At 42.5% G+C, this 26911-nt stretch carries 29 protein-coding genes and 3 tRNA genes; 10 read left to right on the top strand and 22 right to left on the bottom strand.

Translation table 11 applies throughout. From position 1 onward, the window contains the following. Position 1: 1 nt before the first annotated feature. The 4 genes from FTV43_RS01535 to sdsA all read right to left on the bottom strand — a co-directional run bounded on the left by FTV43_RS01535 (position 2) and on the right by sdsA (position 5096). Positions 2-1264, bottom strand: a complete 1263-nt coding sequence (locus FTV43_RS01535; protein WP_179994703.1) for an efflux RND transporter periplasmic adaptor subunit — start codon at positions 1262-1264, stop codon at positions 2-4. A 21-nt stretch (positions 1265-1285) separates the two neighbouring features. Then, positions 1286-1903: a phosphatase PAP2 family protein gene (locus FTV43_RS01530; protein ID WP_004972280.1), complete on the bottom strand. Its 618-nt coding sequence runs from the start codon at positions 1901-1903 to the stop codon at positions 1286-1288. 142 nt (positions 1904-2045) lie between these two features. Continuing rightward, a complete protein-coding gene (locus FTV43_RS01525) occupies positions 2046-4106 on the bottom strand; it encodes a site-specific recombinase (protein WP_004972279.1) in 2061 nt (686 codons plus the stop codon). A gap of 12 nt (positions 4107-4118) precedes the next feature. Then, entirely contained in the window at positions 4119-5096 is a 978-nt protein-coding gene (gene sdsA / locus FTV43_RS01520) for an All-trans-nonaprenyl-diphosphate synthase (protein ID WP_104853134.1), read from the bottom strand. Between the two features lie 472 nt (positions 5097-5568). On the opposite strand from sdsA, the gene rplU reads away from it, so the two are divergent. The 7 genes from rplU (at position 5569) to FTV43_RS01485 (ending at position 11736) form a co-directional block, all read left to right on the top strand. Beyond that, entirely contained in the window at positions 5569-5880 is a 312-nt protein-coding gene (gene rplU / locus FTV43_RS01515; RefSeq protein ID WP_004972275.1) for a 50S ribosomal protein L21, read from the top strand. Positions 5881-5899: 19 nt separating this feature from the next. Beyond that, positions 5900-6154: a 50S ribosomal protein L27 gene (gene rpmA, locus FTV43_RS01510; protein WP_004760935.1), complete on the top strand. Its 255-nt coding sequence runs from the start codon at positions 5900-5902 to the stop codon at positions 6152-6154. 230 nt (positions 6155-6384) lie between these two features. Then, positions 6385-7083 (top strand): outer membrane lipoprotein chaperone LolA, encoded by a 699-nt coding sequence (lolA, locus tag FTV43_RS01505; protein WP_096902723.1) that lies wholly within the window; start codon positions 6385-6387, stop codon positions 7081-7083. 457 nt (positions 7084-7540) lie between these two features. Next, a complete protein-coding gene (locus FTV43_RS01500; RefSeq protein ID WP_179994702.1) occupies positions 7541-8338 on the top strand; it encodes an RsiV family protein in 798 nt (265 codons plus the stop codon). Positions 8339-8458: 120 nt separating this feature from the next. Beyond that, positions 8459-9730 (top strand): serine--tRNA ligase, encoded by a 1272-nt coding sequence (gene serS / locus FTV43_RS01495; RefSeq protein WP_179994701.1) that lies wholly within the window; start codon positions 8459-8461, stop codon positions 9728-9730. Positions 9731-9793: 63 nt separating this feature from the next. Next, on the top strand, positions 9794-11164 hold the full coding sequence (cysG, locus tag FTV43_RS01490) for a siroheme synthase CysG (protein ID WP_131260688.1): 1371 nt from the start codon (positions 9794-9796) through the stop codon (positions 11162-11164). A gap of 92 nt (positions 11165-11256) precedes the next feature. Next, positions 11257-11736: a tRNA (cytidine(34)-2'-O)-methyltransferase gene (locus tag FTV43_RS01485; protein WP_136144597.1), complete on the top strand. Its 480-nt coding sequence runs from the start codon at positions 11257-11259 to the stop codon at positions 11734-11736. Positions 11737-11932: 196 nt separating this feature from the next. On the opposite strand, the gene FTV43_RS01480 is transcribed toward FTV43_RS01485, so the two are convergent. From FTV43_RS01480 to rpoD, 6 genes are all read right to left on the bottom strand, one after another. Further along, the gene (locus tag FTV43_RS01480) at positions 11933-13327 is read right to left on the bottom strand and encodes an APC family permease (protein ID WP_178866175.1); all 1395 of its coding nucleotides are present in this window, start codon (positions 13325-13327) and stop codon (positions 11933-11935) included. Positions 13328-13594: 267 nt separating this feature from the next. Further along, positions 13595-14779: an iron-containing alcohol dehydrogenase gene (locus FTV43_RS01475; protein ID WP_019837059.1), complete on the bottom strand. Its 1185-nt coding sequence runs from the start codon at positions 14777-14779 to the stop codon at positions 13595-13597. Between the two features lies 1 nt (position 14780). Next, positions 14781-15314 carry a hypothetical protein gene (locus FTV43_RS01470; RefSeq protein ID WP_026438100.1) on the bottom strand — a complete coding sequence of 178 codons (534 nt, stop codon included), beginning with the start codon at positions 15312-15314 and terminating at the stop codon, positions 14781-14783. A gap of 75 nt (positions 15315-15389) precedes the next feature. Then, positions 15390-16046: a lipoyl(octanoyl) transferase LipB gene (gene lipB, locus FTV43_RS01465; protein ID WP_004972253.1), complete on the bottom strand. Its 657-nt coding sequence runs from the start codon at positions 16044-16046 to the stop codon at positions 15390-15392. Positions 16047-16198: 152 nt separating this feature from the next. Further along, entirely contained in the window at positions 16199-16492 is a 294-nt protein-coding gene (locus tag FTV43_RS01460; RefSeq protein ID WP_019837061.1) for a YbeD family protein, read from the bottom strand. Between the two features lie 113 nt (positions 16493-16605). Further along, positions 16606-18492 carry an RNA polymerase sigma factor RpoD gene (gene rpoD / locus FTV43_RS01455; RefSeq protein WP_179994700.1) on the bottom strand — a complete coding sequence of 629 codons (1887 nt, stop codon included), beginning with the start codon at positions 18490-18492 and terminating at the stop codon, positions 16606-16608. A 373-nt stretch (positions 18493-18865) separates the two neighbouring features. Between rpoD and FTV43_RS01450 the strand changes: the two genes are divergently transcribed. Both FTV43_RS01450 and FTV43_RS01445 read left to right on the top strand, forming a co-directional pair. Continuing rightward, positions 18866-19075, top strand: coding sequence for a PA3496 family putative envelope integrity protein (locus FTV43_RS01450; RefSeq protein WP_004972246.1), 210 nt, complete (start codon positions 18866-18868; stop codon positions 19073-19075). 68 nt (positions 19076-19143) lie between these two features. Beyond that, the gene (locus tag FTV43_RS01445; protein WP_004972244.1) at positions 19144-19668 is read left to right on the top strand and encodes a YecA family protein; all 525 of its coding nucleotides are present in this window, start codon (positions 19144-19146) and stop codon (positions 19666-19668) included. Between the two features lie 105 nt (positions 19669-19773). Here FTV43_RS01445 and FTV43_RS01440 read toward each other — a convergent pair whose 3' ends face one another. The 5 genes from FTV43_RS01440 to FTV43_RS01420 form a co-directional block, all read right to left on the bottom strand. Continuing rightward, on the bottom strand, positions 19774-20316 hold the full coding sequence (locus FTV43_RS01440) for a hypothetical protein (RefSeq protein ID WP_096901027.1): 543 nt from the start codon (positions 20314-20316) through the stop codon (positions 19774-19776). A 225-nt stretch (positions 20317-20541) separates the two neighbouring features. Next, positions 20542-20958, bottom strand: a complete 417-nt coding sequence (locus FTV43_RS01435; RefSeq protein WP_004972241.1) for an ABZJ_00895 family protein — start codon at positions 20956-20958, stop codon at positions 20542-20544. A gap of 48 nt (positions 20959-21006) precedes the next feature. Beyond that, positions 21007-21621, bottom strand: coding sequence for a DedA family protein (locus tag FTV43_RS01430; protein ID WP_004972240.1), 615 nt, complete (start codon positions 21619-21621; stop codon positions 21007-21009). A 75-nt stretch (positions 21622-21696) separates the two neighbouring features. Then, entirely contained in the window at positions 21697-21984 is a 288-nt protein-coding gene (locus FTV43_RS01425) for a hypothetical protein (protein WP_096901025.1), read from the bottom strand. 342 nt (positions 21985-22326) lie between these two features. After that, complete coding sequence (locus FTV43_RS01420) at positions 22327-23259, bottom strand: rhodanese-related sulfurtransferase (RefSeq protein WP_004972236.1); 933 nt, start codon at positions 23257-23259, stop codon at positions 22327-22329. 217 nt (positions 23260-23476) lie between these two features. Between FTV43_RS01420 and FTV43_RS01415 the strand changes: the two genes are divergently transcribed. After that, complete coding sequence (locus FTV43_RS01415) at positions 23477-23962, top strand: DUF1289 domain-containing protein (RefSeq protein ID WP_004972234.1); 486 nt, start codon at positions 23477-23479, stop codon at positions 23960-23962. 95 nt (positions 23963-24057) lie between these two features. Here the strand turns inward: FTV43_RS01415 and panD are convergent, their stop codons facing one another. The 7 genes from panD to FTV43_RS01380 all read right to left on the bottom strand — a co-directional run bounded on the left by panD (position 24058) and on the right by FTV43_RS01380 (position 26909). Beyond that, a complete protein-coding gene (panD, locus tag FTV43_RS01410; RefSeq protein WP_179994699.1) occupies positions 24058-24438 on the bottom strand; it encodes an aspartate 1-decarboxylase in 381 nt (126 codons plus the stop codon). 146 nt (positions 24439-24584) lie between these two features. Beyond that, on the bottom strand, positions 24585-25166 hold the full coding sequence (gene pth / locus FTV43_RS01405; protein WP_178318531.1) for an aminoacyl-tRNA hydrolase: 582 nt from the start codon (positions 25164-25166) through the stop codon (positions 24585-24587). 18 nt (positions 25167-25184) lie between these two features. Next, on the bottom strand, positions 25185-25481 hold the full coding sequence (gene rplY / locus FTV43_RS01400) for a 50S ribosomal protein L25 (protein ID WP_168418024.1): 297 nt from the start codon (positions 25479-25481) through the stop codon (positions 25185-25187). Between the two features lie 101 nt (positions 25482-25582). After that, positions 25583-26536 (bottom strand): ribose-phosphate pyrophosphokinase, encoded by a 954-nt coding sequence (locus FTV43_RS01395; protein WP_004972226.1) that lies wholly within the window; start codon positions 26534-26536, stop codon positions 25583-25585. 36 nt (positions 26537-26572) lie between these two features. Further along, a tRNA-Gln gene (locus FTV43_RS01390) sits at positions 26573-26647 on the bottom strand. 93 nt (positions 26648-26740) lie between these two features. Next, positions 26741-26815, bottom strand: a tRNA-Gln gene (locus tag FTV43_RS01385). Between the two features lie 19 nt (positions 26816-26834). Continuing rightward, a tRNA-Gln gene (locus FTV43_RS01380) sits at positions 26835-26909 on the bottom strand. Positions 26910-26911: the final 2 nt, after the last annotated feature.

The following is a 26911-nucleotide window of genomic DNA, read 5'->3' as shown; positions in this document are numbered from 1 at the left end:
CTTATGTATTTGAAGTAGCTTTTGGTTCAGTGGCTTGGGCTTCTGAGGCTGGTTTGGCATCACCCGATTTTGCTGGTGCGGCAGGTGCGGCTTGCGGAGCAGCGCCTTGAGGTTGATACGGCTTAGCAACCACTTGCTGATCAGCTTTTACTTTAGCAACACCGTCTACAATGACTTTATCGCCAGTTTGCAGACCTTCAGTCACAATCCAGTTGCTGCCTTGCGTACCGACTGTGGTCACAGGACGCTGTTCAACAATACCTTTAGCATTCACAATCATCGCCATTGCCTGACCAGTAGGTGTACGGCTAATCGCAGCTTGTGGAATCAAGATTGCGTTAGGAATCACACCTTGCACAATTTGCGCAGTCGCAAACATACCAGGCAACAATAAGTGATTTGAATTAGGGAACACGGCGCGTAAAGTCACGGTGCCTGTTTCTGGGTTCACGCTGGCATCAGAAAAAGCCAAACGACCCTCAACAGGGTAGTAGCTACCATCTTCAAGTTTTAACTTCACTTTGGTGTTGTTGCTGCTGTTTAAACTGCCCTGACTCAGTTGCTGACGTAAGCGAAGTAATTCTGCGCTAGACTGATTGATGTCTACATAAATTGGGTCTAAGCGCTGAATCGTCACTAAGGGTTCCGCTTGACTCGCCGTAACCAGTGCACCTGCAGTCACGGTAGAGCGGTTGGTTTGTCCTGAAATTGGTGCGCGTACAGTCGAATAACCTAAGTTAATTTCAGCATTGCGTACTTCTGCTTGAGTCGCAGCAACATCGGCTTCGGCAAGTTTGACCTGGGCCACAATGTCATCATATTCTTGTTTAGAAATGGCGTTGCTACCCACCAGTTGACGGTAACGACCTTCTTTAATGCGTAACACATTCAATTGCGCTTGCTGGCGGGTGAGTGCTGCACGGCTACTGTCTAGACTGGCACGGTTGGTACGTGAGTCAATTTCATAAAGCGCCTGACCCTCACGCACGTAGCTGCCTTCGGTAAATAAACGTTTCAGAACCACACCACTGGTTTGTGGGCGAACTTCTGAAATTTCAAAGGCTGTGGTACGTCCAGACAGTTCTACAGACTGTTCCACGCTTTGTGGCTGTGCCACCAGTACGCCAACCTCAGTCGGTGGCATTTGCTGAGCTGCACCTGCTTGCTGTGCATCTTTTGGATCTTTGCTACAACCCACAAGTGCTAAACTTGTGGCTAATGCGCAAGCAGTCAGGGCAGGAGCCCAAAGCTTTGCAGACATCATTCTTTCACCTCTATTAGATTTTTATCTAAACTTATGTATTGGTTTGTCTTGCAGATATTGAGCGCAAAACAGATACCACAATGTGATCCAAATAAAACTTATGCTCCAACCAGAGAGGACATCTGAAGGATAGTGCACTCCCAGATACACACGGGAAATGCCCATCAGCAACATCCATAACCACGCGCACACAGACAAAATTTTATGCGCTGGATGTTGCAAACTCAGGTAAATCACCAAACAACCTAAAGTTGCAGCATAAAAACTATGAGCGCTTGGAAATGATGCGCCAAAAGTTTCCACCAAATGCAATGCTTCAGGCGGGCGAGGTCGCGCGAATAGGTATTTGAGCAGCCATGAAAGCGCAATACTTACGACCAGTCCTACACTGATAAAAACAATTTTTGTGTATTTTTTATACCATGCCAAATAGAAACACCATAGGCAGGTTAAAAATAATACAAATGGCATGCCACCTAATACAGAAAGTGTGATTGCCAATTGATTCAAATGTGCGGTGCGCTGGGTACTTAAAAACTCCACACTGGCAACATCAAATTGTTGCCAACTTGGAATGTTTAGCACTAACACACTTATTATAAATAGTAAACTACCGAGATAAAGCAGTATTTTAGGCATGCTAAAAATCCCTGTAAGTTTAACCGATTTGAGCACGGTTGATGAATGGAATAAAGTGTACTAGTCAGTACACTTTATTTCAAGCCAATGTAAATGAGAAGAATTTCTTTTTTTGTTACTTTGTGCGCAATGTAAATGTGCACTAAATTTTAGCATTTCGTTCAGTATTTGAGGATGAATCGTCATCCACTGTAATTGGTTGTTTCGGTGGCCAAAAGAAATCACTTGGACGGGTTAAGAAGTGAGTCAGCACCAATTTTGCCAAAGGTTTCCACTGTTCAAAACGTACCCGACGCGCACGCAATGCCACAATAATGGTTAAAGTAAAGCTGACAAATAAGTTGGTTAAACCAATTAGCAGCACGCCTAAAAAGGACACAATAATCAGGCCAATTTCAGGTGAGCCATTAATATTCATTAAACCCTGAATAAAGTTGGCAGAAGCGAAGGCAATGTGGCGAATATCAATCGGTAAACCCAAAATATAACCCAGCGTAGCGGTACTGCCGAGCATAATCCCGAACAGGAAATTACCTGCCAAAGCCCCTAAGTTTCGTTCTATATAATTGGCAAATATATTGAGACGTTCTTGTCCGAGTAGCTTTTTTAAATGCAGATGGGCTTTTAGGCGTGGCCCGACTTTACGATACACGGCCATGTTATCGAAATAACCTGCAATCAAACCAGACAGAAATAAAAATACCCCTGCAATGGCGGCATGTGGAATGGCAAGTGAAGTAAACGGATTCAAGTCGTGCAGCATATTGGATGCTTTGGCATGTGACATCAACGGTTCATGCAACATGGCATCCCAACTAAAAGCAATTAAGGCTGCGACTGGAATGGCAATCGAGATATTGCCCAAAATGGCGACGAACTGCGTGCGGATAATATTAATAATTAAGGCAGCAAGTTCGGCAATTTGTGCCATTTTAGAGCCTTTACGATGCTGTACCGTAGAAGCCAATGCTGCAGCAGTCATTGCGGGTTGTTTGGTGGCAACAGTAAAGTGCAAGACATGAATCAGCATAAAACCAAATGAATAAATCATGCTGTTGATGATGGCCTGCATCATCGGAGCGAGCACTAAACGCGAGGCGAGGGTTTTTAAAGTCGCCATCGTGGCAATTAAAACACCTGCACCTGCCGCAGCTTTATACATGCCCCAAAAGCCGTCTTTGTCGGTACTTACATAATGCTCACCCGTTTTACTGGCATTTTCAGTGACTTGTAAGGCAATTAACTCACTGTTTTCTGCAAGCAAGGAGCGTACACTGCGTTCGCTATACAATGCCGCAGTTACATCTACCAGTAATTGTCCTGCCGAAACATAACGGACTTTGTCTTGCGCCACGATTAAATTCAGCAACAGTTCAATCCGCTCTAAACATTGTTCAAGTAAAGACAATAAGTAGGTCAGACTGATGCTGACGCCAGTTCGTTTAGTAGCACGACGAATTTTACTGCTGACATCATGACATTGGTCAATCATCACTAAAGCTTGAGAGGCATCGGGTGGTTGAATGGCACTGATTTGATCGTGTTGTTGATCGGCAACTTTATAAAGCTGAATAAACTCGTTGATTTCGCGGTTTTGTGCCAAAAAAGGTGAATCATATTCACTTAGTTCAGGATAGGCACTAATAAATTCAGGATATAAACCAATGCCGCTGACCCGATATGACAGCACTGTTAGAGCTTTAATAATTTCACTGCGAATCAGGCGTTTTTGTGTTTGTCCGCCATGTCCGCGATTCAGTAAAGTAAATAATTGCTGCCATTCGGTATCTTCAATATTGTCGAGCCAGTATTTATCACTACGTAGTGGAAAAACTCGACGGACTAAATCTTGCAGTTGGCTTTCATCATTAATCAGCGGTAAAAAGTGCGCGCCCAAACGCTGAAACAACTGATTCCAAAAACCATCGAGCGATAAAATTCCCGTGTCGGCATATAAACTGGTTTGTTTGTATTGATTGATTAGACGTAAAACAAAATGTTGCAAGGTTGAGCTGGCATCGGGTGTCAGCAGCAAGGCTTGTAAGAAAGCTTGAAACTTTTGATGAGTTTCTTCTAAATCTTGAGTGTCACTTGGACGGATACGATTGACCAGTTCAATCAGCAGATTTTCATCCAGAACAGCTTTTGGTGTATCCAGCTGTTCTTGCATTTTTCTAAATAAATCGTTGAGTTTTATATGCATAAGCTGCTTAAATTATTGAATGCGATGTAAAGCCAATAAGGCTAAATTCTTTAAGGCCTGACGATACTCCGAGTCTGGCAGTGCTTCTAAAGCGGCAATAGCGGCTTCTGTTTCTTCTGTGGCACGTTGGCGGCAATAATCGAGAGCGCCAGAGGACTGCACAATGGCAATAACCTGATCGAGGTCAGAAGTACCACCTGTCGCAATACTGCGACGAATAATTTGATGTTGTTCGCCAGTGGTATTTCTTAATGCAGAGATTAAAGGCAAAGTTGGTTTGCCTTCCATTAAATCATCGCCAATATTTTTACCTAATGTTTCAGCGTCTGATGTGTAATCTAAAATATCATCAATAATTTGGAAGGCATTGCCAAAGTGTCCTGCAAATAAACGCAACGGCTCACGGTACTGTGGCGTGCCTGTTAAAATTGCTGCACCTTCAGTGGCAAGTTCAAATAAACGTGAAGTTTTGCCGTGAATAATGTCTAAATAAATTTGTTCTGTAGTGTCAGGTTGATGCTGTGCCTGTAATTGTAAAACTTCACCTTCGGCAATTTCACAAGTCCCTGTAGAAAAGTCTTTTAGCAATACCAAATCGTTTAAATCGACCAATAAGTCAAAGGCGCGGGAGATTAAAAAGTCACCGACTAAAACCGCTGTTTGGTTATTCCAAGTGGCGTTAGCAGTAGGTCGACCACGACGTAAACCAGACTCATCCACCACATCATCATGCACCAAAGTTGCGGTATGCAGCATTTCAATAATTGCAGCCAGTTTACGTTGACGCTCTAAATCTTCTGCACCACAAGCTTTGGCAGCAAGTAAGCACATAATTGGACGCATGCGCTTACCGCCAGCTTCGACCACATGCTTACTAACCGCCATCACTAACGCGACTTTAGAGGTAATCCCTTCATTAATAAATGTATCCATCGCGGCAAAATCAGAAGCAACAGGGGCGAGAATGTCTTGCTTAAAGTCGATGGTCATGTGAAGAGAAACCTCAATAATATTGAATGACAACTTAGTTGAATCAGTTGTAACTTATGTTACAGCCAAGAAAACTGCTTAAGTCTGCGAAAATAACGCAATGAATGCAATAGTTAGGCACCTGCCAAATGCTGTAATTGTTAATTCTACTAGAAAACGAAGTCAATAACTTTGTGGGTAAATTCAGTTATTTGCTCAAGTTGGGCATGATTTTAACAAGCACAGCAGTTTACGCCAACACAATCTGTCTGTATTGATTGATCCATTGAATATGGATGAGGCTGCAGAAAGTCATTTACGCGGCTGGGTATTAAATAATCAACCTTGTTGTGCAATAATTGCCGTAAATGGCTTGTTGTTTGTGCGAATATCGCTTAAAATCTTTGCCCTTGAATAACCCCCAGTGGCGTTCGTTTTAAGATCGATATATCCCTTTATCGGCACGACGACACGGGCATGTTTGGAGTACATTATGTACGCAGTAATCCAAAGCGGTGGTAAACAGCACCGTGTTGTTGAGGGTGAAACCCTTAAAGTTGAATTATTGAAAGCTGAAACTGGCGCAACTATTACGTTTGATGACGTATTAATGGTTGTAAACGGTGACAACGTTCAAATCGGTGCTCCAGTTGTTGCTGGCGCTAAAGTAACTGCAGAAGTGGTTGGTCATGGTCGTCACGACAAAATCCGTATTGTTAAAATGCGTCGTCGTAAACACTACCGTAAGCAACAAGGTCACCGTCAATGGTTTACCGAGTTGAAAATTACTGGTATTGCAGGCTAATCACTAGGAGTAAATAGACATGGCAACTAAAAAAGCCGGTGGATCGACTAAGAACGGTCGTGATTCGAATCCTAAGATGTTAGGTGTTAAAGTTTACGGTGGTCAAACTGTAACTGCTGGTAACATCATCGTTCGTCAACGTGGTACAGAATTCCACGCTGGTGCAAACGTAGGTATGGGCCGTGACCATACTTTATTTGCTACTGCTGACGGCGTAGTAAAATTCGAAGTGAAAGGTCAATTTGGCCGTCGCTACGTATCTGTTGAAGCGTAAGCTGAAATAGTGAAAAAACCCACAAGTGATTGTGGGTTTTTTTATGCTTGTATGATGGAAAATTAGGGTCAAAGGATAACTTTTAGTTCTTCATCATGATGGATAAATTTCTACATTTTATATTAATAAGCATACAAAACTTCTTATTTTCTATCATATTAGCGCCAGAAATTGGTTTAAGATGGGACATCCAAAACATTGCGATTGAGCAAATATAAAAAGGTGAATCTATGAATATGCTTCGTAAAACGATGTGTGCTGTGGCATTGGGTGCAACCACTTTAGCGCCAATCATGAGTACTACAGTGTTTGCTGCGCCAGTGGCAGCATCGGAGCAACAAGCGACAGCAAACCTTGTTAAACAATTGAATGGTATTAAAAGTTTTACCGCCAATTTTGAGCAAACCACAAAAGTTAGCAACAATGGCAAGGCTTTGCCAAACCGTGGTTTATCGGCACAGCACATGAACCAGAATTTTAAAGGGGTTATGAAAGTTGAGCGTCCGGGTAAATTCTTTTGGGAAACCACCAGTCCAGCCAAACAAACAATTGTGACTACGGGTAAAACCGTATGGATTTATGACCCAGACTTACAACAAGCTGTACGCCAAAGCCTAGATGATCAAGTGGCAAATACGCCTGCGTTGTTGCTTTCGGGCAATACCAATCAAATCATGCAGTCGTATCGTGTGACCCAGCCGAATAAATCAAAAACCTATTACACCTTATATCCAAAAAGTGATGATGGCGTATTTCAAAGTTTAACCATTAGTTTTGGTGCACGTAACGCGCCAACCTTAATGATTTTGCAGGATTCATTGGGACAAACCACGCACGTGCGTTTTAACAATGTGAAAGTCAATGCGGCGATACCAGCCTCAACTTTTAATTTTACTCCACCAAAAGGCACGGACATTATTGATCAATAATCGAATGCTTCCGTACGTTGTTTTTTAAGCATAATTTGCTGTCCCTTTCTAGCCTTCTCCCACAGGGAGAAGGTTTTCAGCTTCAGCATAGCGGAAATTTATTTGAATATTCTTCCCGAGAAATCCACAATTTCTGTGGATAAATCTTGGGATAATTCACATTTTGCAATATGCAGGATATAGACTGAGTCATCACAGATCATCATTTTGCACTAATGATGTGTTATCAATATTTTGATTTATAATGAAAAAATAAAAATAATCACGCAAAAATTTGAGTAGTAATTTTAAACAGTTTTATCCACCGATTATTCCGTTACACAACTGCTCTAGGATTGAACAGCGAGAGTTATCTATAGTCTTGACTAATTCAATTGAAGCAATTTTATCGCAAGATTTGTGCAGGTTTGCATTTCTAATCATTGGACTTTATGAATCGTGGTAGAAGGGGAATTTAATGCAATATTTAAAATCACAGGTGTTTTTGGGTGCTGTCGCTTTAAGTTCGGTTCTGTTGTTGACTGCATGTCAGCCAAAGAGTGAGGCAACTTCTAAAACCGAAACTGAGCAAGCTGCGCCTGCATCTGTCACAGCCGAGATTCCTGTGATTCAAGCTAAAGTGGTGGCGCTTAAATTGCCACAACAGCAAATTTGTGATGAAGGTGGTTGTACTGCTTACGATATTCAGACGGTAAAAACCAATGTGGCGTGGATTGATGAATATTTTATGCAGCGCTTGCAAAAGGCAGACCCAATTGCATTTTCAAAAGCTGTGGCATCAACTGAAACGCCAAAGGTAGAAGAAACTGATCCTATGCGGCTGAGTCAGAGTTCAAGCTATGTGCGATATATCGGGCAACATGCCAATTTAGCGACGTTTAGTTTGCAAAGCTACAGTTACCCTGCGGGTGCGGCGCATGGTATCCATCACCAAGAATTTGTGACTTTTGATTTAAAACAGAAAAAGCGTTTGGCGTTGCAAGATATTATGCTGCCCAATACGGAAGCCAAAATGACCGAAGAATTGTTTAACCATAATTATAATTGGTTAAATGAACATGATATTTCCCGTGAAAAGTTTAAATTGAGCGATAATTTTTATTATGGCGCTAATGGTTTGGTCTTTGTCTATCCGTTGTATGAATTAGCATCTTATGCAGAAGGTATGCCTGAGTTGATTCTGCCTTACTATGCGACGGAAAAATTAATTAAGCCTGAATATTTGCCAAGTTTGCCGCAGTATCCTAGCCAATAAAATTGCACAAAAATACGCAGAGATTGCTGTAATAAGGTGCAGCCGTGAATCGGGTTACTGTATTTTTTAACCCGAAGCGCTTACACTATAGCCAGTTTTTTTCTTATTCCAAGATTGGCTATGATTGACCCGAAATTACTCAGAAATAATATTGAGGCTGTAAATTTAGCCTTGGCAAAACGTGGTGTGCAATTAGATGTGGCAGAGTGGGCAGCACTTGAAGCACGTCGTAAAGAATTGCAATCTAAAACCGAAGCATTACAGGCAGAGCGTAATTCGGGCGCAAAACAAGTCGGTCAGATTAAAAAAGCAGGTGGTGATGCTTCTGAAATTATGGCTCGCATGGCTGCTATTGGCGATGAAATCAAAGCCGCTGAAGTGGCTTTGGCAGAGTTACAAGATGAGTTAGAAGCTAAATCATTGTCTATTCCAAACTTGCCAGATGAGTCTGTGCCTGAAGGTAAAGATGAAGCTGATAATGTGGAAGTATTGAAATGGGGCACACCACGCCAGTTTGATTTTGAAATTAAAGATCATACCCACCTTGGCGAAATGATGGGTGGTTTGGAATTTGAAACTGCAACCAAATTAACAGGTTCTCGTTTTAGCGTTCTGAAAGGGCCATTGGCGCGTTTACAACGTGCGATTACACAGTTCATGTTAGATACGCATACTGTTCAAAATGGTTATACCGAAGCGTATGTACCGTATTTGGTCAATGCAGATTCATTGCGTGGTACTGGTCAGCTGCCTAAATTTGAAGAAGATTTGTTCAAGCTACAAGGTGAAAAAGAATACTATCTAATTCCAACTGCCGAAGTTCCAGTAACCAACTTTGTGCGTGATGAAATCATTGATCCTGAACGCTTGCCATTAAAATATGCCGCTCATACCCCTTGTTTCCGCAGCGAAGCAGGTTCTTATGGTCGCGATACTCGTGGTTTAATCCGCCAACACCAATTTGATAAAGTCGAAATGGTGCAGATTGTAAAACCAGAAACCTCAATGCAGGCTTTAGAAGAATTGACTGGACATGCAGAAGGTATTTTGCAGGCACTTGGTTTACCGTACCGTAAAATTATTCTATGTGGTGGCGATATGGGCTTTGGCGCAACCAAAACCTATGACTTAGAAGTTTGGGTGCCAAGTCAAAACACTTACCGTGAAATTTCATCATGCTCAAACATGGGGGATTTCCAAGCGCGTCGTATGAAAGCACGCTACCGTGCCGACCAAAAGAAAACTGAATTTGTGCATACATTAAACGGTTCAGGTTTGGCGGTAGGACGTACTTTATTAGCTGTTATGGAAAACTATCAACGTGCCGATGGTTCGATTGAAATTCCTGCAGTATTACGTCCGTACATGGGCGGTTTAGAGTTTATTGACTAAGTTGAGTGCAGGTCGACTTAGGATGAAATTGCTTACAATCAGATTTAAATATTGAGGTTTAGTGTGGATATTTTTCCAATCTCGTTAAAGTTGCAGCAGCAACCTTGTCTGATTGTGGGCGGTGGGCATATTGCTTATCGCAAAGCGGTGTTACTGGCTAAAGCGGGCGCAAAAGTTGATGTGCTTGCCCCTGAAATTGATGTCAATTTATTGCAACTGGTGCAACAAAGTCAGGGGCAGTATGTACAGGATGTTTTTAGTCCATCTACTGCGTTACGTCACTATCGTTTGGTGATTGCTGCAACGGATAACAATTTGGTCAATCAGCAAGTTTTTGCAGCTTGCGAAGCCGAAAATGTGCTGGTCAATAGTGTTGATGATCCACCACATTGCCGTTTTATGGTGCCTGCCATCATTGACCGTTCGCCTTTGGTGATTTCAGTCGCGAGTAATGGCACATCGCCTGTATTGTCACGTCAAATTCGTACACAACTGGAAAGTACCATTCCGCATGGTATGGGCAAACTGGCAGAGTTTTCAGGTCAGTGGCGTGCCGCAGTAAAACAGAAAATTGTAAATCCAGATGAGCGCCGTATTTTTTGGGAGGAGCTATATGCCAGTCCTCTTAAAGAACAGGTGTTCAACGACAATCTTGACGCTGCAAACCAAAGTATCCAACAGGCTTTAGCGGAATGGCAAACACCGAAAGGCGAGGTGTATTTGGTTGGTGCAGGGCCAGGTGATCCTGAGTTACTGACCTTAAAAGCCTTGCGTTTAATGCAGCAAGCCGATGTGGTGATTTATGATCGTTTGGTGTCTGCACCTATTTTAGAATTGTGTCGCCGTGATGCCGAAAAAGTCTATGTCGGAAAAGCACGTTCTAACCATGCTGTACCGCAAGAAGGCATCAATGCATTATTGGTGAAATATGCACAAGCAGGTAAGCGAGTTTGCCGTTTAAAAGGTGGCGATCCGTTTATTTTTGGGCGTGGCGGTGAAGAAATTCAAGAATTGTATGAAGCAGGTGTGTCATTTCAGGTCGTACCGGGCATCACCGCAGCCTCGGGCTGTTCGGCTTATGCAGGTATTCCACTGACTCATCGAGATTATGCGCAAAGTGTGCGTTTCCTTACTGGGCATTTAAAAGAAGGTTCGCCTGAATTGCCGTGGTCAGAATTGGTGTATGAACACCAGACTTTGGTGCTGTATATGGGCTTGGTTGGCTTAGAAAGCATTTGTGAAAAACTGATTGCACATGGACAACGGGCGGATATGCCTGTCGCCTTAATTTCTAAAGGCACGACCCCTGAACAAAAAGTGGTGGTGGGGACGTTGGCGGATATTGCCAGTAAAGTCGCACAGCACCACATTCAGGCGCCTACCTTGACCATTATTGGTGAAGTGGTCAATTTACGTGAACAGTTGAAATGGTAATGAATCTCCCCCAACCCCTCTTTTAAAAAGAGGGGAGTTCCTACATTTTCTAAAGGGAGCTGGGGAGGGATTGTGAAAAGTAGAGAAAATTTGTGATCCACGTTGTTTTATATGAGCCTGAAATTCCAGCCAATACAGGAAATATCATTCGTTTGTGTGCCAATACAGGTGCGCAATTACATTTGATTAAGCCATTAGGTTTTGAGCTGGATGATAAAAAGCTGAAACGTGCAGGTTTGGATTATCACGAATGGGCACGTATGCAAATTTGGGACAATCTTGAGCAATGCTTGGCTAATTTAGACAGCAAAGGCGTGGGGTTGGATGCGATTTATCCATTAACCACCAAAGGCACAGAAACACCACATACTTCGGATTTAAACCGACCTGTTGCCTTGTTGATGGGGCCTGAAACACGTGGTTTGCCAGAAGCAGTACGCATGTTGTTTCCGCAGCAGCACTGGATTCGTTTACCCATGGCAGAAAACTCACGCAGTTTAAACTTGTCTAATGCAACGGCTGTGATTGTGTATGAGGCATGGCGTCAGCAAGGTTTTAAAGCATTGCTCTAATTTGAGCATCAATTCATTTCAAATTTAATGCGATCTTTAGCATCAATGCGTACAATTGATAGATAAAAAGCTGAGACAAAACTGTACTCAGCTTTTTTGTTTTCGCTATTTTGCTGATTTAACGCTGCAATCCATTTGAGGCATAAGAAAAGGCGCATAAAGCGCCTGATCTTAAGAGGTTGAGATGCTATTTGTCTTAGCGATCATCAAACTCATTGTGCTGCGGAGCAGGGTGTTTAAAGCCTTTGGTTTTATAACCGAGGTATAAAACCCCAAACATTGCCCACCATAAGCCATACTTCAATGAAGTTTCATCGACTTCGAGCCATAAAGCAAAGACTGCAATAAAGCCGCACAACGGTACGATCACAAAATTGAGAAGGTCTTTAAAGCCTTTGGTACGACCATCACGTAGCGCGTAACGTGAAATCACCGATAAATTCACAAAGCTAAATGCGGTGAGGGCACCAAAACTGATTAATGAAATGACAAAATCCAAGTCCATAAAACCAGCAGTTAACGCTACAGCACCTACAATTAAAATATTGTATGAAGGTGTATAGCTGCGTGGGCTGATATGACCAAAGATTTTTTTGTTGATCACGCCATCACGACCCATCACGTACATTAAACGCGATACGCCCGCATGAGCCGAAATACCCGATGCCATTACCGTTACAATAGCAAAGGCAAGCACATATGACTGGAACAACGAGCCGCCGACCAAGAGCAGAATTTCTGGCTGTGTTTCAGCAATATTTTTAAAGTAGCTGCCTGGTTCATTCGGAAAGAAAATCTGCATGAAATAGGTGCTGACAATAAAAATTACACCCGCAATTAGCGCAGTTAAGAACATTGCCTTCGGTAAGGTTTTTTCAGTGTCTTTGGTTTCTTCTGCAAGTGAGCTGAGTGAGTCAAAACCTGTAAATGAGAAGCAGAGTAGGGTTGCACCTGTAATCAATGCGCCTACCGAAGTAAGTTCATTCCAGAAAGGTTCTAAGCTCCATAACTGATAACGTTGCTCGGCAGTAATTGGACCATCGGCATTGAAGCCTGCCTGAAGTTTGGTGTACATCATCCATGTAAATACGCCAATGACCACCAACTGTACCAAAACGATCATACTGTTAAAGTTGGCGACAAAACGCGCGCCACGCAAGTTGACACCCGTCATAAATGCCGTGAGTACCACCACCCAAATCCAGTGATTCACATCAGGGAATAAGGCTTCCAGATAAATCACCGCCAAGATGATGTTGACCATTGGTGAGAGTAAATAATCTAGCCAAGATGACCAACCCACCATAAAACCAACGTTGGGATGAATCGATTTTTGTGCATAGGTATACGCCGACCCAGAAGAAGGATAACGACGAATCATGTGACCATAACTTAAAGAAGTTAAAAGAATGGCAACCAGTGCAAAAATATAAGATGTGGGTACGTGAAAATGACTTTCTTCCGATACTAAGCCGAAAGTGTCGAATAACGTCATCGGTTGAATGTAGGCTAAACCAATAATAATAATGTGCCAGAGTCCTAGCGTTTTTTGCAGTTTAGCTGCCGATTGAGTCCCAGAGATATTTGTCAACGGCGTTATCCTCTTAATCGTTGATCAAGGATCAGTCATGTTTGTTCAGGATTGTTTGAGACGAACAATCCCCCCTACATAAAAAGTAAAAACGCGCCAATCTACTCCATAATGACGCGCTTTGTCAGTATCTTTGCTTTCTTTTTTAGCAGAAAAAACGCCATATTGATGAAAAAACATCAGACGCAGCAGTCTACCAATGAAAAGCCCGATGTTTAGAAAAACATCAGGCTAGATTTTCGGCTATGTTCGCCTATTTTGTAGGAATTACCAAGCCTTTTTTAAGATAGCTTTGAGTTCTTCTAAATTGGCTTCTTTCGGGTTGTAAATAATCGAACCATCGTTCAGGGCTTTTTCAGCGACTTCATCTAATTGTGCTTCGCTGACTTTACCAGTTTCTTGTAAAGTGCGTGGCAATTTAGTCAGTGCATATAAGCGGTCACGAATGGCTAAGAGTGTCGAAATGGTTTTATCGGCACGTAAATGTGCAGGGGTTTGTGCATAGACGTCTGCGCCTGCCAACGGTAATAGTAGCTCGGCAATTTTATCGGCATTGACGTCTTTGTTGTATTCCAACACGTATGGCAAGAATAAATTCATGCACAGACCATGTGGCAAATGCGCAACTGCACCCAAGGCATGACCTAAGGAATGCACCAACCCGACCATAGAGTTTGAAAACGCAATCCCCGCCATAGTCGATGCTTGTGCCAGTTCCAAACGGCCTTGTTCATCGCTTGGGTTGTCTAATACATTGAACAGGTTATTGCTGATTTTTTTAATTGCTGCAGTGGCATAAGCATCAGAAATTGGGTTGGCTGCCATGCAACTATAAGCCTCAATGGCGTGCGTCATGGCATCCATAGCCGTCATTGCTGTTAAATGTGGTGGCAAAGTTTGCGTCATACGCGGGTCTAAAATGGCTGCATGTGGCATTAAGTAATACGATGCAAATGGCATTTTGACGTTCTTTTCTGTGTCGGATACCACCGCAACCATAGTCACTTCTGAACCTGTTCCAGATGTGGTTGGAATCACAAAAAAAGGTTTCAGTGGGCGTGGTAAGTTATGCGCACCTGAATATTGCAATAAGTCATCACCGCCCTCGCTGACTAAAATATTGGTGGCTTTAGAAGTGTCAATTACTGAACCGCCACCCACCGCGATAATGGCATCACAGTTATTTTCACGGTACAACTGTGCCGCACGACGCACTGTTGCCACACTTGAATCTTGCGGGACATCATCAAAAACATAGCCAATCACGGCATCGGTAGATTCAAAAGCCGCTTCAATCGGTGCAAGCAAATTGTTGGAACGCACACCTTTGTCGGTAATGATCATTGGACGCTGCGAACCGAGTGTCGCCAATTCAAACGGAATATGTTCAAGCGCGGCATGACCTGCAATGACTTTGACTGGGCAAAAAAATTCGTAATAAGGCTTCGCCATGTTATGCACTCCGTTTGAAATAAGATTGGGCAACTTTTAGATAGATATTGGCTGCACCTGATAGTTTTTCTTTTAAGCTGAGTTCAGTCGGATATTGTTTTACCGCCAGTTCTGCCAGTAATTTAGGCAAGATCAGTGCTTCCATTTTGTTCAGGCAACGTACCAAGCGAATTGCATAAGACACATCACCATCAGCAATCATGCGGTCATGCGCAAAGGCCTGTGCGGTACTTTCCTGAAATGAAAACACTAAAAATGCATGATTTAAGTGTTTGAAGGTAATGGTTAAATCGGGTTTTTGTGCCGTATTCTGTAACAGTTCTAATTGATGATCTGCAGTGACTTTGGCAACAAAGGCTGGACCATTCGGAAAAACTTTCATAGACAACACAAAGTTGCTGGGGAATTTTGCAACTTCCTGTTTAATTTCTTCATCGACCTGACTTGCCATGACTAAACCTCTGCCAATCACATCCATCATGAGTTTGACATAGGCCAGTTGCAAAGCGGGTTTCACAGATTTAGTTGAAATCACGCGCTGAATCCCTGTGTTATAAATCATTATTTAGAGTAAATACTCTATTTTATTTCTTATTGAAAAGAAAGCCATTTATACGTGAATGACTTGAACGTCATTAAAGTAACCGCTGTTTTGTAAAGTTTCAATGATATCTGCGCAGAAGTTTTCAAAATGTGGATAGTCATTGACTAAATCCATCACACGTACCATTTCCAAACCTGCATAGCCGCAAGGGTTGATACTTTGAAAACCAGTCAAGTCACAATCAATATTGAGGGCTAAACCGTGATAACTACGGCCTTTACGAATTTTAAAACCCAGTGAGCCAATTTTTCGTTCATTGACATATACCCCTGGTGCATCTGCTTTGGCATAGGCTTCAATGCCGTATTTTTTAAGCAGCTCAATCATCAAGTTTTCAGCATAAGATACCAAAGTACGGACATTCCAGCCTAAACGGTTCAGGTCAAACATGAAGTAGGCGACCAATTGGCCTGGGCCATGCCATGTGACTTGACCACCACGATCAGTCTGTACCACAGGAATATCTGTCGCCATTAAAATATGTTCGGCTTTGCCTGCTTGCCCTTGGGTCAGTACATTCGGATGTTGCAAAATCCAGAGTTGGTCAGGGCTGTCTGCATCACGTTGTTCAGTCCAGTCTTTCATTTCCTGAAAGCGAGCTTGATAGTCAGTCAGGTCATGATATTGACGAATAATCAGGTTTGGCCGTTGTGCAGTATCCACAGTGATGCAGTCCTATCCATAAAAGCAAGAAATTGATTTTATTATACGAAAATGTGGCGGCTGTAGGGGATTTGTGGATTGAATAAGATTTTGGCAGCGCAGAAACAAAAAACACGCCCGAAAGCGTGTTATTTGAAAATCAATCTACAAAATTACAATGCAGTTTTAATCAGTGGGCAAGCTGCCAAATCTGCATAAATGGCATGCACTTGTTCCAATTCTTCAAAACGCAATTGTGCTGTAATTGAATGATACTTGCCTGTGCGTGATGGGGTAATGCTGATGCTTTGTGCATCAAACTCAGGGAAGTGCTTCACTAAAATTTCAACCACAGCAATACGCAGTTCATCACCCGCGTCACCAATGAGTTTAATTGGGTAATCCATTGGAAACACCCAAAGATGCTCTTGTAGTTCACGAGATGGGGTACGGTTGAATAACGTCATAAGCGTGTGTCTCTATCTCTATATCAAACGCCTGCATAGGGCAGGCGTTTTTTGTCTTGTTGAATAAATGAGGCTGAATTTAAAAATTTCAATAGCTCATTTATGCAGCAATCTTAGTCATTTTCCAAGAACGAGCGTAAGTGTTCAGAACGAGAAGGGTGACGAAGTTTACGTAAGGCTTTGGCTTCAATCTGACGGATACGTTCACGGGTCACATCAAACTGCTTCCCAACTTCTTCCAAAGTATGATCGGTTGGCATATCAATACCAAAACGCATTTTCAGAACTTTGGCTTCACGTTCAGTCAAGTTTTCAAGCACTTCACGGGTCGCTTCTTTTAAGCCTTCAGAGGTTGCCGCATCAACAGGTGAGGTGATGTTGCTGTCCTCAATGAAGTCACCCAAATGTGAATCTTCATCATCACCAATTGGCGTTTCCATAGAAATCGGCTCTTTGGCAATTTTCAGAACTTTACGAACTTTAACTTCATCCATTTCCAAGCGTTCGCCTAATTCTTCTGGAGTCGGTTCACGACCCATTTCCTGAAGCAATTGACGCGATACACGGTTGATCTTGTTAATGGTTTCGATCATGTGTACTGGAATACGAATGGTACGCGCTTGGTCGGCAATAGAACGGGTAATCGCCTGACGAATCCACCATGTTGCATAAGTCGAGAACTTATAACCACGACGGTATTCGAACTTGTCTACCGCTTTCATCAAGCCGATGTTACCTTCCTGAATCAAGTCTAGGAATTGTAAACCACGGTTGGTGTATTTTTTTGCAATCGAAATAACCAGACGCAAGTTGGCTTCAACCATTTCTTTTTTCGCACGACGGGCTTTGGCTTCGCCTACTGCCATACGCTTAGAAATTTCTTTGATGCCTTTAACATCTAAGCCTAACTCTTTTTCAATGTCGGCAATTTTTTGTTGGAACGCCAAAATATCTGGACGTACTTTTTCCAAATAGCCTTTTTGGTCGGCAGGTGCTTTGGCAATGTGCTCGTCTAACCAAGCAAAGTTAGATTCCTGACCTGGGAATGAGGTACGGAATTGAGTACGATCCATACGACCACGACGCACCGCATAACGCATCACTTCACGTTCAGCAGTACGAATTTGTTCATGTGTACCACGAATCATTTCCGAAATAATATCGAATAAACGTGGCGTAAATTTAAACATCATGAATACAGTCGCTAAAGCTTCTAAAGCCTCTTGAGCTTCGGCACTTTCACGACCATGTTTTTCAATGGCAGCAATTTTTGCAAGATAAGCCAGTTCCAATTCACCAAAACGCATTCTTGCAATTTCTGGGTCTGGACCTGAATCTGCTTCAGATTCTTCTTCGGCTTCAGCTTCTTCTTCCTCATCGTCATCATCAAGTTTGACGTCTTTGGTTGGTTTGTTGCTGGTGTCTTCTTCTTTGTCTAAATCGGCTTCGTCTTCTAAAACTTCTGGAATTTCTTCATCGGTTTCAGGGTCTAAATAACCTGATAAAATATCGGCAAGGCGACGTTCGCCTGCTTCATAATCTTTATATTCTTGCAGTACCACTTGCACTGCGTTTGGCCAGTAGGCAATCGAGTGAAGTACATCGCGAATCCCTTCTTCAATACGTTTCGCAATGCTAATTTCACCTTCACGCGTTAACAGCTCAACCGTACCCATTTCACGCATATACATACGCACAGGGTCTGTGGTGCGACCAGGCTCATTTTCTACAGAGGCAAGTACCGCTGCAGCTTCTTCTTCAGCAACTTCGTCGGCAGCTTCCGCATTATCCTCGAACATTGCATCATCAGATTCAGGCGCACGTTCATGCACAGGAATACCGACGTCTTGAAGCATTTGAATAATGTCTTCAATCTGCTCGCTTTCTGTGATTGAGTCCGGGAGATGATCGTTAACCTCAGCGTAAGTTAGGTAACCTTGCTCTTTGCCTCGGCTAATCAGAGCCGCTACTTGCGAAGTAGGGGAATTCATATCGCTCATCTTTGCTTACTCTTCGTTGAATCTGTGGCAGTGAAAAACCGTGCATGATAGCACAATTCGCTTTAAATAGGGGGTGAATTGATCAATCAAGCATGATTTTAAAATGATGTTTGAATGAAGAATGTGATAGGAATATGGGGCTTCATTACTGTTTTTCAAGTCAATTTCCTTTTTGCCCGCAAAATATTTTTATGATTGGGGCGAATCTCAAATAATGATACTAACTTGTTCATAAATACACAAATTTGCCGCAATGTTGCAAGCTGTCTATGTTGCAGTTTTTTGAAAAAAATAAATAAAACTTGACAATATTTATAAAGGCAGATAAATAGCGGCTAGACCCTTCACATTTTTTCATTCTGAGGTAGTTTTAGTGTCTTCTACAGATTTTGAACTAGATGATAACTACGGTGATGATGATGTTAATTTCGATGAGGCATCAAACAAAATAAGCGCGAAAGAATCTTTAGAAAAGCGCCGTTTGATTGATGATTTACTCGCACAACGTCGTTTGGAACGTGAGCTCAAAGATTTTGATTATGATTTTGACGATGACGACGATTTTGACGATGAAGATGACTAAAATCAGGTACTGTATCTGGCATTGAAAATGCTATGCTACACCCCTAAATTGACACCGATGGATTTGAAATGACTGCTTTAGATTTAGACCTGTTAAGTGAATATCTAGATGGTGACCAAAACGAGTATGGTCTAGACTTCGCTGCAACACATGGTTTCTTGTGTGCCATTGCAGTTGGACCTCAATTTGACCCATGGTTAAATGAATTGTTTGAAGGCAACCAAAAGAAAGTGCCTGCTGAAATTATTGCGCAAATTCAGGCTTGGTTAGAAAGCATTCGCCAAAGTTTAGCTAATGAAGAAGGCATTGAGTTTCCATTTGAAATTGAAGAAGCAGAAGTTGATTCAAGTTTGGGTGATTGGAGCGTTGGCTTTGTCGATGCGATGTTCTTAAACGAAGAAGCATGGTTTACGCCTGAATTTGAAGAGCAATTGGTTGATTTAACTTTGCCAATGATGGTGTTTAGCGGCATTGATGAAGAAGATCCACAAATGGAATCTTTCCGTCGCAATGGTCAGTTAATGGACGAAATTGCAGAAGAAATTCCTGAAAACCTGAATGAATTATATTTGATGTACCACACGCCTGATTAATGGCTTGGTTTACATATTGTGTAATATGTAATCCTCATAAAAAAAACGCACTGCGCAAATCGCAGTGCGTTTTTTATTATGGCGCTTCAATGATCATGTTACCAATTAGCGTGTCGCACGATCCCAAGCATCTTTGACAGCAAATTTAGCTTGTTCCCACGTTAAGCGTGAACTGCCTTTAATTTGCTCCCATTTGCTTCTTAGATCGGGCTCAACATCTTCGAAACGTGTGTGCGTATCATAATGTGGGCGGTTTTCATAACCAATGCGATAGGCATTTTGATAGTCACGATCATAATCTAAATCATGATAATGGTTGCGTGTTTCTGTAAAGTAGGTTGTATTTAAGCTATTGGTACGCCAGTAAGCTTCTTCTTCGGTAGGGTTCACAACTTCTGCTGCACCTTTACCTGCCAAACCACCCACTACAGCGCCTACAGCACCACCGACCACAGCACCTACTGGACCACCCAGCGCACCTACTGTTGCACCAGTAGCCGCACCGCCAACAGCACCTAAACCAGTACCGACAGGGTGTGCACCAGGTTCTCCTGTAATTGGATCGGCATTTAAGCGATCACGTTCTTCTTTTGGTAAGTTCTTAACCACATCACGGTCAATTTTTTCATTGCGTTCAAAATCTGACATGCGAATCACCTTTTTATCTTTGTATGCGTTATAGCGTTCCTATATTCATAAATCGCTATGAATAGGCTTAATCTACGCTGCTACAATGTAGGCTTATAGCCTATTCAGAATGCATTTCAGTTACAGCGCATGTCAGACGTAAATTTATGTGTGATATATCAGCCTGATGTTGATTTTAAGTGTTTGATGTTGCGGTTCAGTGTGAAATACGTACTTTAGGTAAGCTTATAAGTACTTTTTTTGATAATAACGGTTCGCATACCAACCATAGGCAACATGAAAAACTGCACCATGAATCGCAATCAAACACAGCATCACCACCGCAGCCAGTGCTAGTCCTGCTTTATCTGCAGCTTTTAAAATGGCTTCTGCATTCGGATTCATCAGCACCAAGAAAAACACAAAGAAGCTACCAATAATAATCGCCACCGCACTTGAGCCCCAAACCAGTTGAATTTTTTCATCACTGCTCGGTAAGCGTTGTTCTTTTTTGACAAAATGTCCTGCGCTAATGAATGCTGCGGCAATTAATGCAGGGAGCAAGGTCAAGCCACCTAAGTTCAGACCAAAAATCAATACGGTAATGAGTAAGACCAGCGTAATACTGTAAACCGCAGCAAAAAATAATAAATATGGTTTCATGTCTGATTTTCCCCAAAAAATTGATTCAATTGCGCAGCAACACAAGCATTAGTCACGCATTTTACGGCGATGCCTACGGTATAAAATAATTGCGATGACTAAGAGCACCAAGCCTATAATGACATGGCTGACCTGACTGAAAATTTGCTGCATCAATTGTTGGTTTTCACCAAAATAATAACCCACGCAAGCTAAAAAAGTGGTCCAAATTATTGTGCCTAAACCACTATAAAACATAAATTTCCAAAATGGCATGTGGCTCATGCCTGCAGGAATACTGATGAGAGAACGAATAGCGGGAATCATGCGCCCAAAAAATACAATCCGATGTCCATATTGTTCAAACCAATGCAGGGAGTTTCGGACGTCTTGTTCTTTAATCCATAGATATTTACCGTAGCGATTGACCCAGTGGTAAATACTTTCATGTTTGCAGCGATAACCTACCCAATATAACACTGCCGCTGCGAACAACGAGCCGATACAGCCTGCAATGATGACACCCAATAGCAGTAATTGCCCTTGCGATGCAGAATAGCCTGCAGAGGGCATAATAATTTCAGAAGGAACGGGTGGAAAAACATTATCCAGAAACATTAACAGGGCAATACCAAGGTAGCCCAGTTGTTCCATAATGGAAATAATCCATTCAGTTAAGTTCATGCAAGTTGTGCTTTAGAAAAGTGCTTCTATCCTAAGCAGTATTGGACGAACAGTAAAGTCTTGCGCAATTTAGATTTAATCAAGCTCTGCATGGGTCAGGGTATAGATATATACACGTCTTAAGCTATATGCCACAAGTATAGGAATGGCACAGAGCAGGGCGTAATTCAAGAAATGCGCTTGTAGATGATAGCCAACAAATGCCGCAATAATACCGCCTAAAATTGCACCTAAAGCCACAATAAAAGTATGAGATTCATGTTCCAAACCATCTTGCATTGTTGCGCTATGCGTAGCAGTCACAGATTTTACAGGCGTAAAACGTAGTGTGTGCATTGAATTTGAAATTGTTGTTTTAGGCATAGCGTCACTCCTGATTGCGGCATATAAATTTAGGAATACATAACGATCCTTGAATTTTGGGTTATGGGAGATGTTGAGTTTGTGCTGAACATCTGCACCAATATAGCCACAGATTTTGTGGCTTATTTTGATTGAATGCTATCACCCAATCTGGGGATATTGCGCAATGCTTGGTAAACAAGCGTTGTATTTTTATGTTCTATGTAATCTTGCGTGAAGCATATATGTAGACATAAAAAATCCCCATACTGGATGAGGACTTTTTCAATATGATTAGAGTGGTCGATACAACATCAACATGGCTTTTGTTAGACCTTGTTGATGTGTATGAGCCTGTACGGATTACAGACGTTTACGTTTAGCTGCGGCAATTTGTGATTGGCGCATACGGAAACCTTCTTTTTGTTTCTCACTGGTTTTATCAATACAGTACACACAAGATACACCGTGTTCATAGCTTGGTAATTCAACTTCTTCAGGCAGTAATGGCCAACCGCAAGCATGACATTTGGTGTTTTGACCTTCTTGCATACCATGTGTCACCGCAGTACGGCCATCAAATACGAAACATTCACCTTCCCATAAGCTTTCATCTGCTGGTGTTTCTTCTAAGTATTTAAGTACGCCACCTTTTAAGTGATAAACCTCGGTAAAACCTTCTTGCAACAATAATGACGTCGATTTTTCACAACGAATCCCGCCTGTGCAGAACATCGCAATTTTTTTATCTTTATGCTGTTCTAGGTTTTGTTTCACATATTCTGGAAATTCACGGAAAGTTTCGGTTTTCGGGTCAATTGCGCCCTTAAACGTTCCTGCTTTGTATTCATAGTCATTACGGGTATCAATCAGAATGACATCGTCACGAGCAATCAGTTCATTCCATTCTTTCGGGTCTAGGTAGTGACCGACTAAATCACGTGGTTTTACTTCTACACCCAAAGTCACAATTTCTTTTTTCAGCTTGATTTTCATTTTACGGAATGGCTTTTCAGAGCTATGTGACTCTTTGTATTCCATTGCGGTAAAGCCTTCATCCAACAGAAATTGGTGAACTTGATCAATCGCGGCACGATCACCCGCTACAGTTCCATTAATGCCTTCACCTGCCACAATGAGAGTACCGCAAAGGTTGATTGAATTTACCAAATCTAATAAGCGTTGTTGAAGATCGGCAGGATCTGCAACTTCTTTGAATTGATAAAGTGCGGCAACAACCCAAGTCGTGGTCGCTGGCTGTTCTACAGGTGCAAGCTGTTCTACAGTAGCGTTCATGGAGTACTCCAATAGATGAAAGACAAAAATTTAAGGCGCATATTCTAACCTGCTTTGTGTGAATATGCGAGAAAACCGAGTGCGGTACATGGTTTTAAAGCACGACACAACATTTTAAAAATGTAGCAGAACGGGGTATGATGCCACTCGTTTCAAAGAAGAATGTTGTGTTCATGTTGATGCGCCAACAGGTGTTGTTAAATATTGGAGTGTTGTGTTGAGTAAGGATCGTCAAATTGCCACTTTAACCCCGTGTGCAGGTCGTTGTTCTACGGTGTTTGGTGATGCTGTCTGTCGAGGTTGCCGTCGCTTTAACCATGAAGTGATTCAATGGAACAGTTATACGTCTGAACAACACACTGCCGTTTGGCGTCGTTTAGATGCACAGCTCGATCAGATTTTAGTGCCTATGTTGCCTTTTGCTGACCTGCGTCATGTCGAAGGGTTTATCCGCTCTAAGCGGGTGCGTTTACGTGATGATGCTTCAAAAGGGCGTAAGTTGTATCATGCACTGAAAATTTGTGAAAAAAATCGACATTTTACCGATGAAAGTGGCTTGGGCATTCACTACAAAGAAGTGCGACCTTTGTGGCAGGAATTTGAGCGTCGCGTGTTGGCGCTTGCAACCGCAAGTTATGATTTTGCATTTTTAAGGGCTGATGGTATTAGCCATAGCTTATTGCATAGCTTGCACGATGACTAATTTGTAATTCTTGCGATTAAAGACTAGAAAGACTTTTATTGAGCCATAAAAAAACTCGCAAAATTTGCGAGTTTTTTATTTTATACAGGAATGGCTTAAGCCACTTGTACAGGAATACAGTTTGCAGTGTGGCTCACGGTATTGTCTGGGTTTGCATAGACCAAACGTGGTTCGTGCGCATTGGCTTCTGCTTCAGTGAAGTCACCAAAGGTTGCAATAATAATAATATCGCCTACATCGGCTTGGTGTGCAGCACCACCATTGACTGAAATGATGCCTGAGTTGTCTTCACCACGAATTGCATAAGTTGTGAAGCGCTTACCATTGGTCACGTTCCATACGTGGATTTCTTCATATTCACGAATGCCAGCCAAATCCATGAGTGTTCCGTCAATTGCACATGAACCTTCGTAGTGAAGTTCTGAATGAGTTACAAAAGCACGGTGGATTTTGCATTTTAATAAACGAGATAGCATGGTGAGCGTCTCCTTAGTGGACCTAAGATTTTATCTTATGGTTGAATTCAAACACTGCTTGCTGGATGTCAGTTCCGAGCAGAAAGCGCATTTTGCTCTGAAAATTGCGACATGGCAAGTGTGATTGTTCAACAATTGTGGATTCATCAGTTCGGTTTATAGGCATTGATTTGATTCATGGCTTGTTGTACTTCGCCATTGACCAGTAACTTGATACGACCTAATGCATGTGCAAGTGCATCATCCATTAAAGTTTGCTCGCTACTTGGTGCTTTGCTCAGTACATGACCAGACACGCGTTCTTTTGAACCCGGATGCCCAATACCAATGCGTAAACGATGGAAGTTTGGACCTGTGTGCGGCACGATGTCACGTAAACCATTATGTCCACCATGACCACCACCCGTTTTTAGGCGAATAATCCCTGGGTTCATATCCAGTTCATCATGAGCAATCAGCATTGCTTCAGGTGCAATTTGATAGAATTTGGCGAAGGGAACAACACTTTGACCAGAACGATTCATAAAGGTTGTGGGTAATAACAGACGAACGTCTTGACCTTCGATATTACCACGTCCGCTGATCCCGTGAAATTTAGGATCGGCTTTTAATGTAATGCCATATTGATCTGCAAGCTGTTCTACAAACCAGAAACCTGCATTATGGCGGGTTTGGGCATACTCTTTACCAGGGTTGCCCAAACCAACAATCAGTGAAATATTAGCCACTAATTACACCGTAAACACTTATGCGCGTTTGAAGTCAGCGTGCATAGGTGTGTTTTTAGCAGGGTGACGTTGTAAAGCTTGGATTTTAACGCTTTCAACTTTGTCGCCTACTTTGATTTCTACAACTTCTTCAAAGAAAGCGTTGCTTTCTAAAGCTTTTACAAGCTCACGAAGTTCTAAAGTAACAGCTACTGGCTCAGCGTCGCCACCATAAATGATAGCTGGAACTAATGCAGCGTGACGAAGGCGGCGGCTCGCACCTTTCCCTTGGTTAGCTGCTTCACGCGCTTGAGCGTTTAATACGAAGTTTGCCATGATAGACATCCTTATTTTGAGTTTAAATAAACTAGATCTGCGACCAATCTAGTGATAGAAAACCCTGCCAATTGGCAGGGCTTTGAAAATTCAGCGCTCTATTATAGATAAGAATCGAACATTGCGCTAATAGATTCTTCGTTGTTAATACGACGAATTGTTTCTGCAACCATACTCGCAACAGACACTTGACGGATTTTGCCAAGCGCTTGCGCTTCTTCTGAAAGAGGAATAGTGTCAGTTACAACCAATTCATCAATTACAGAATTTTTCAGGTTTTCAATCGCTTTGCCTGAAAGTACAGGGTGGGTAGCATAAGCAACAACGCGGCGAGCACCAAAAGTTTTAAGTGCATCGGCAGCTTTGCATAATGTACCTGCAGTATCCACCATGTCATCTACAATGACACAGTCACGATCTTTTACATCACCAATCAAATGCATCACTTGTGATTCATTCGCTTTTTGACGACGTTTATCGATAATTGCAAGATCGATATCACCCATTTGTTTTGCAACAGCGCGCGCACGAACCACACCACCAACGTCTGGTGAAACTACCATGAGATTGTCGTGTGACTGTTGACGCAGGTCAGCCAATAGCGCAGGCGTACCATAAATGTTGTCTACAGGGATGTCGAAGAAACCTTGAATTTGGTCTGCGTGCAAGTCAATCATCACTACACGGTCAATCCCTACAGTGGTGAGCATATCTGCAACCACTTTAGCGGTAATTGGAACACGTGTAGAACGAGGACGACGGTCTTGGCGGGCATAACCGAAGTAAGGAATAACGGCAGTAATACGACCTGCACTTGCACGACGCAACGCGTCAGCCATCACCAAGATTTCCATGAGGTTGTCATTGGTTGGCGCACAAGTAGGTTGTACGATAAATACGTCTTTACCACGGACATTCTCGGTAATCTCTACAGCAATCTCACCATCAGAGAAGGTAGAAACTGATGCAGCACCTAAAGGAATGTGCAAGTGGCTTACGACTTTTTGAGCGAATTGTGGATGCGCGGTTCCACTAAAAACGACAAGATTGGGCATGAAGCACCCTTGGCGGTTGGTGTATGTAGGAATAGATGGCAGGGGTAGCTGGATTCGAACCAACGGATGCCGATATCAAAAACCGGTGCCTTACCACTTGGCGATACCCCTAATGCGGCAGAACTTTAATATTTTTACTGCGTTCTGTCAAGGTAAATTAACAGGATAGCGGTAATATTGGGGGTTCTGTCTAATGCGAGAAAATGGCAGGGGTAGCTGGATTCGAACCAACGGATACCGATATCAAAAACCGGTGCCTTACCACTTGGCGATACCCCTAGATTTGATCACTGTAAGATGGCAGGGGTAGCTGGATTCGAACCAACGGATGCCGATATCAAAAACCGGTGCCTTACCACTTGGCGATACCCCTAA

The organism is Acinetobacter sp. YH16053 (assembly GCF_013417035.1).
In the GTDB taxonomy this organism is placed as follows: Bacteria; Pseudomonadota; Gammaproteobacteria; order Pseudomonadales; family Moraxellaceae; genus Acinetobacter; species Acinetobacter towneri.
This window is presented reverse-complemented; position numbering and strand designations above follow the sequence as displayed.

What these genes read in the sequence shown, in the direction of transcription:
- serS (WP_179994701.1), top strand. Translation starts at nt 8,459, where the DNA reads ATGATTGACCCGAAATTACTCAGAAATAATATTGAGGCTGTAAATTTA.
- FTV43_RS01425 (WP_096901025.1), bottom strand. Translation starts at nt 21,984, where the DNA reads ATGCCTAAAACAACAATTTCAAATTCAATGCACACACTACGTTTTACG.
- FTV43_RS01475 (WP_019837059.1), bottom strand. Translation starts at nt 14,779, where the DNA reads ATGGCGAAGCCTTATTACGAATTTTTTTGCCCAGTCAAAGTCATTGCA.
- FTV43_RS01395 (WP_004972226.1), bottom strand. Translation starts at nt 26,536, where the DNA reads ATGCCCAATCTTGTCGTTTTTAGTGGAACCGCGCATCCACAATTCGCT.
- FTV43_RS01440 (WP_096901027.1), bottom strand. Translation starts at nt 20,316, where the DNA reads ATGTCAGATTTTGAACGCAATGAAAAAATTGACCGTGATGTGGTTAAG.
- FTV43_RS01530 (WP_004972280.1), bottom strand. Translation starts at nt 1,903, where the DNA reads ATGCCTAAAATACTGCTTTATCTCGGTAGTTTACTATTTATAATAAGT.
- rplU (WP_004972275.1), top strand. Translation starts at nt 5,569, where the DNA reads ATGTACGCAGTAATCCAAAGCGGTGGTAAACAGCACCGTGTTGTTGAG.
- rpoD (WP_179994700.1), bottom strand. Translation starts at nt 18,492, where the DNA reads ATGAGCGATATGAATTCCCCTACTTCGCAAGTAGCGGCTCTGATTAGC.
- FTV43_RS01445 (WP_004972244.1), top strand. Translation starts at nt 19,144, where the DNA reads ATGACTGCTTTAGATTTAGACCTGTTAAGTGAATATCTAGATGGTGAC.
- FTV43_RS01460 (WP_019837061.1), bottom strand. Translation starts at nt 16,492, where the DNA reads ATGACGTTATTCAACCGTACCCCATCTCGTGAACTACAAGAGCATCTT.
- panD (WP_179994699.1), bottom strand. Translation starts at nt 24,438, where the DNA reads ATGCTATCTCGTTTATTAAAATGCAAAATCCACCGTGCTTTTGTAACT.
- lolA (WP_096902723.1), top strand. Translation starts at nt 6,385, where the DNA reads ATGAATATGCTTCGTAAAACGATGTGTGCTGTGGCATTGGGTGCAACC.
- FTV43_RS01535 (WP_179994703.1), bottom strand. Translation starts at nt 1,264, where the DNA reads ATGATGTCTGCAAAGCTTTGGGCTCCTGCCCTGACTGCTTGCGCATTA.
- FTV43_RS01525 (WP_004972279.1), bottom strand. Translation starts at nt 4,106, where the DNA reads ATGCATATAAAACTCAACGATTTATTTAGAAAAATGCAAGAACAGCTG.
- sdsA (WP_104853134.1), bottom strand. Translation starts at nt 5,096, where the DNA reads ATGACCATCGACTTTAAGCAAGACATTCTCGCCCCTGTTGCTTCTGAT.
- FTV43_RS01430 (WP_004972240.1), bottom strand. Translation starts at nt 21,621, where the DNA reads ATGAACTTAACTGAATGGATTATTTCCATTATGGAACAACTGGGCTAC.
- rpmA (WP_004760935.1), top strand. Translation starts at nt 5,900, where the DNA reads ATGGCAACTAAAAAAGCCGGTGGATCGACTAAGAACGGTCGTGATTCG.
- FTV43_RS01500 (WP_179994702.1), top strand. Translation starts at nt 7,541, where the DNA reads ATGCAATATTTAAAATCACAGGTGTTTTTGGGTGCTGTCGCTTTAAGT.
- FTV43_RS01435 (WP_004972241.1), bottom strand. Translation starts at nt 20,958, where the DNA reads ATGAAACCATATTTATTATTTTTTGCTGCGGTTTACAGTATTACGCTG.
- rplY (WP_168418024.1), bottom strand. Translation starts at nt 25,481, where the DNA reads ATGGCAAACTTCGTATTAAACGCTCAAGCGCGTGAAGCAGCTAACCAA.
- FTV43_RS01420 (WP_004972236.1), bottom strand. Translation starts at nt 23,259, where the DNA reads ATGAACGCTACTGTAGAACAGCTTGCACCTGTAGAACAGCCAGCGACC.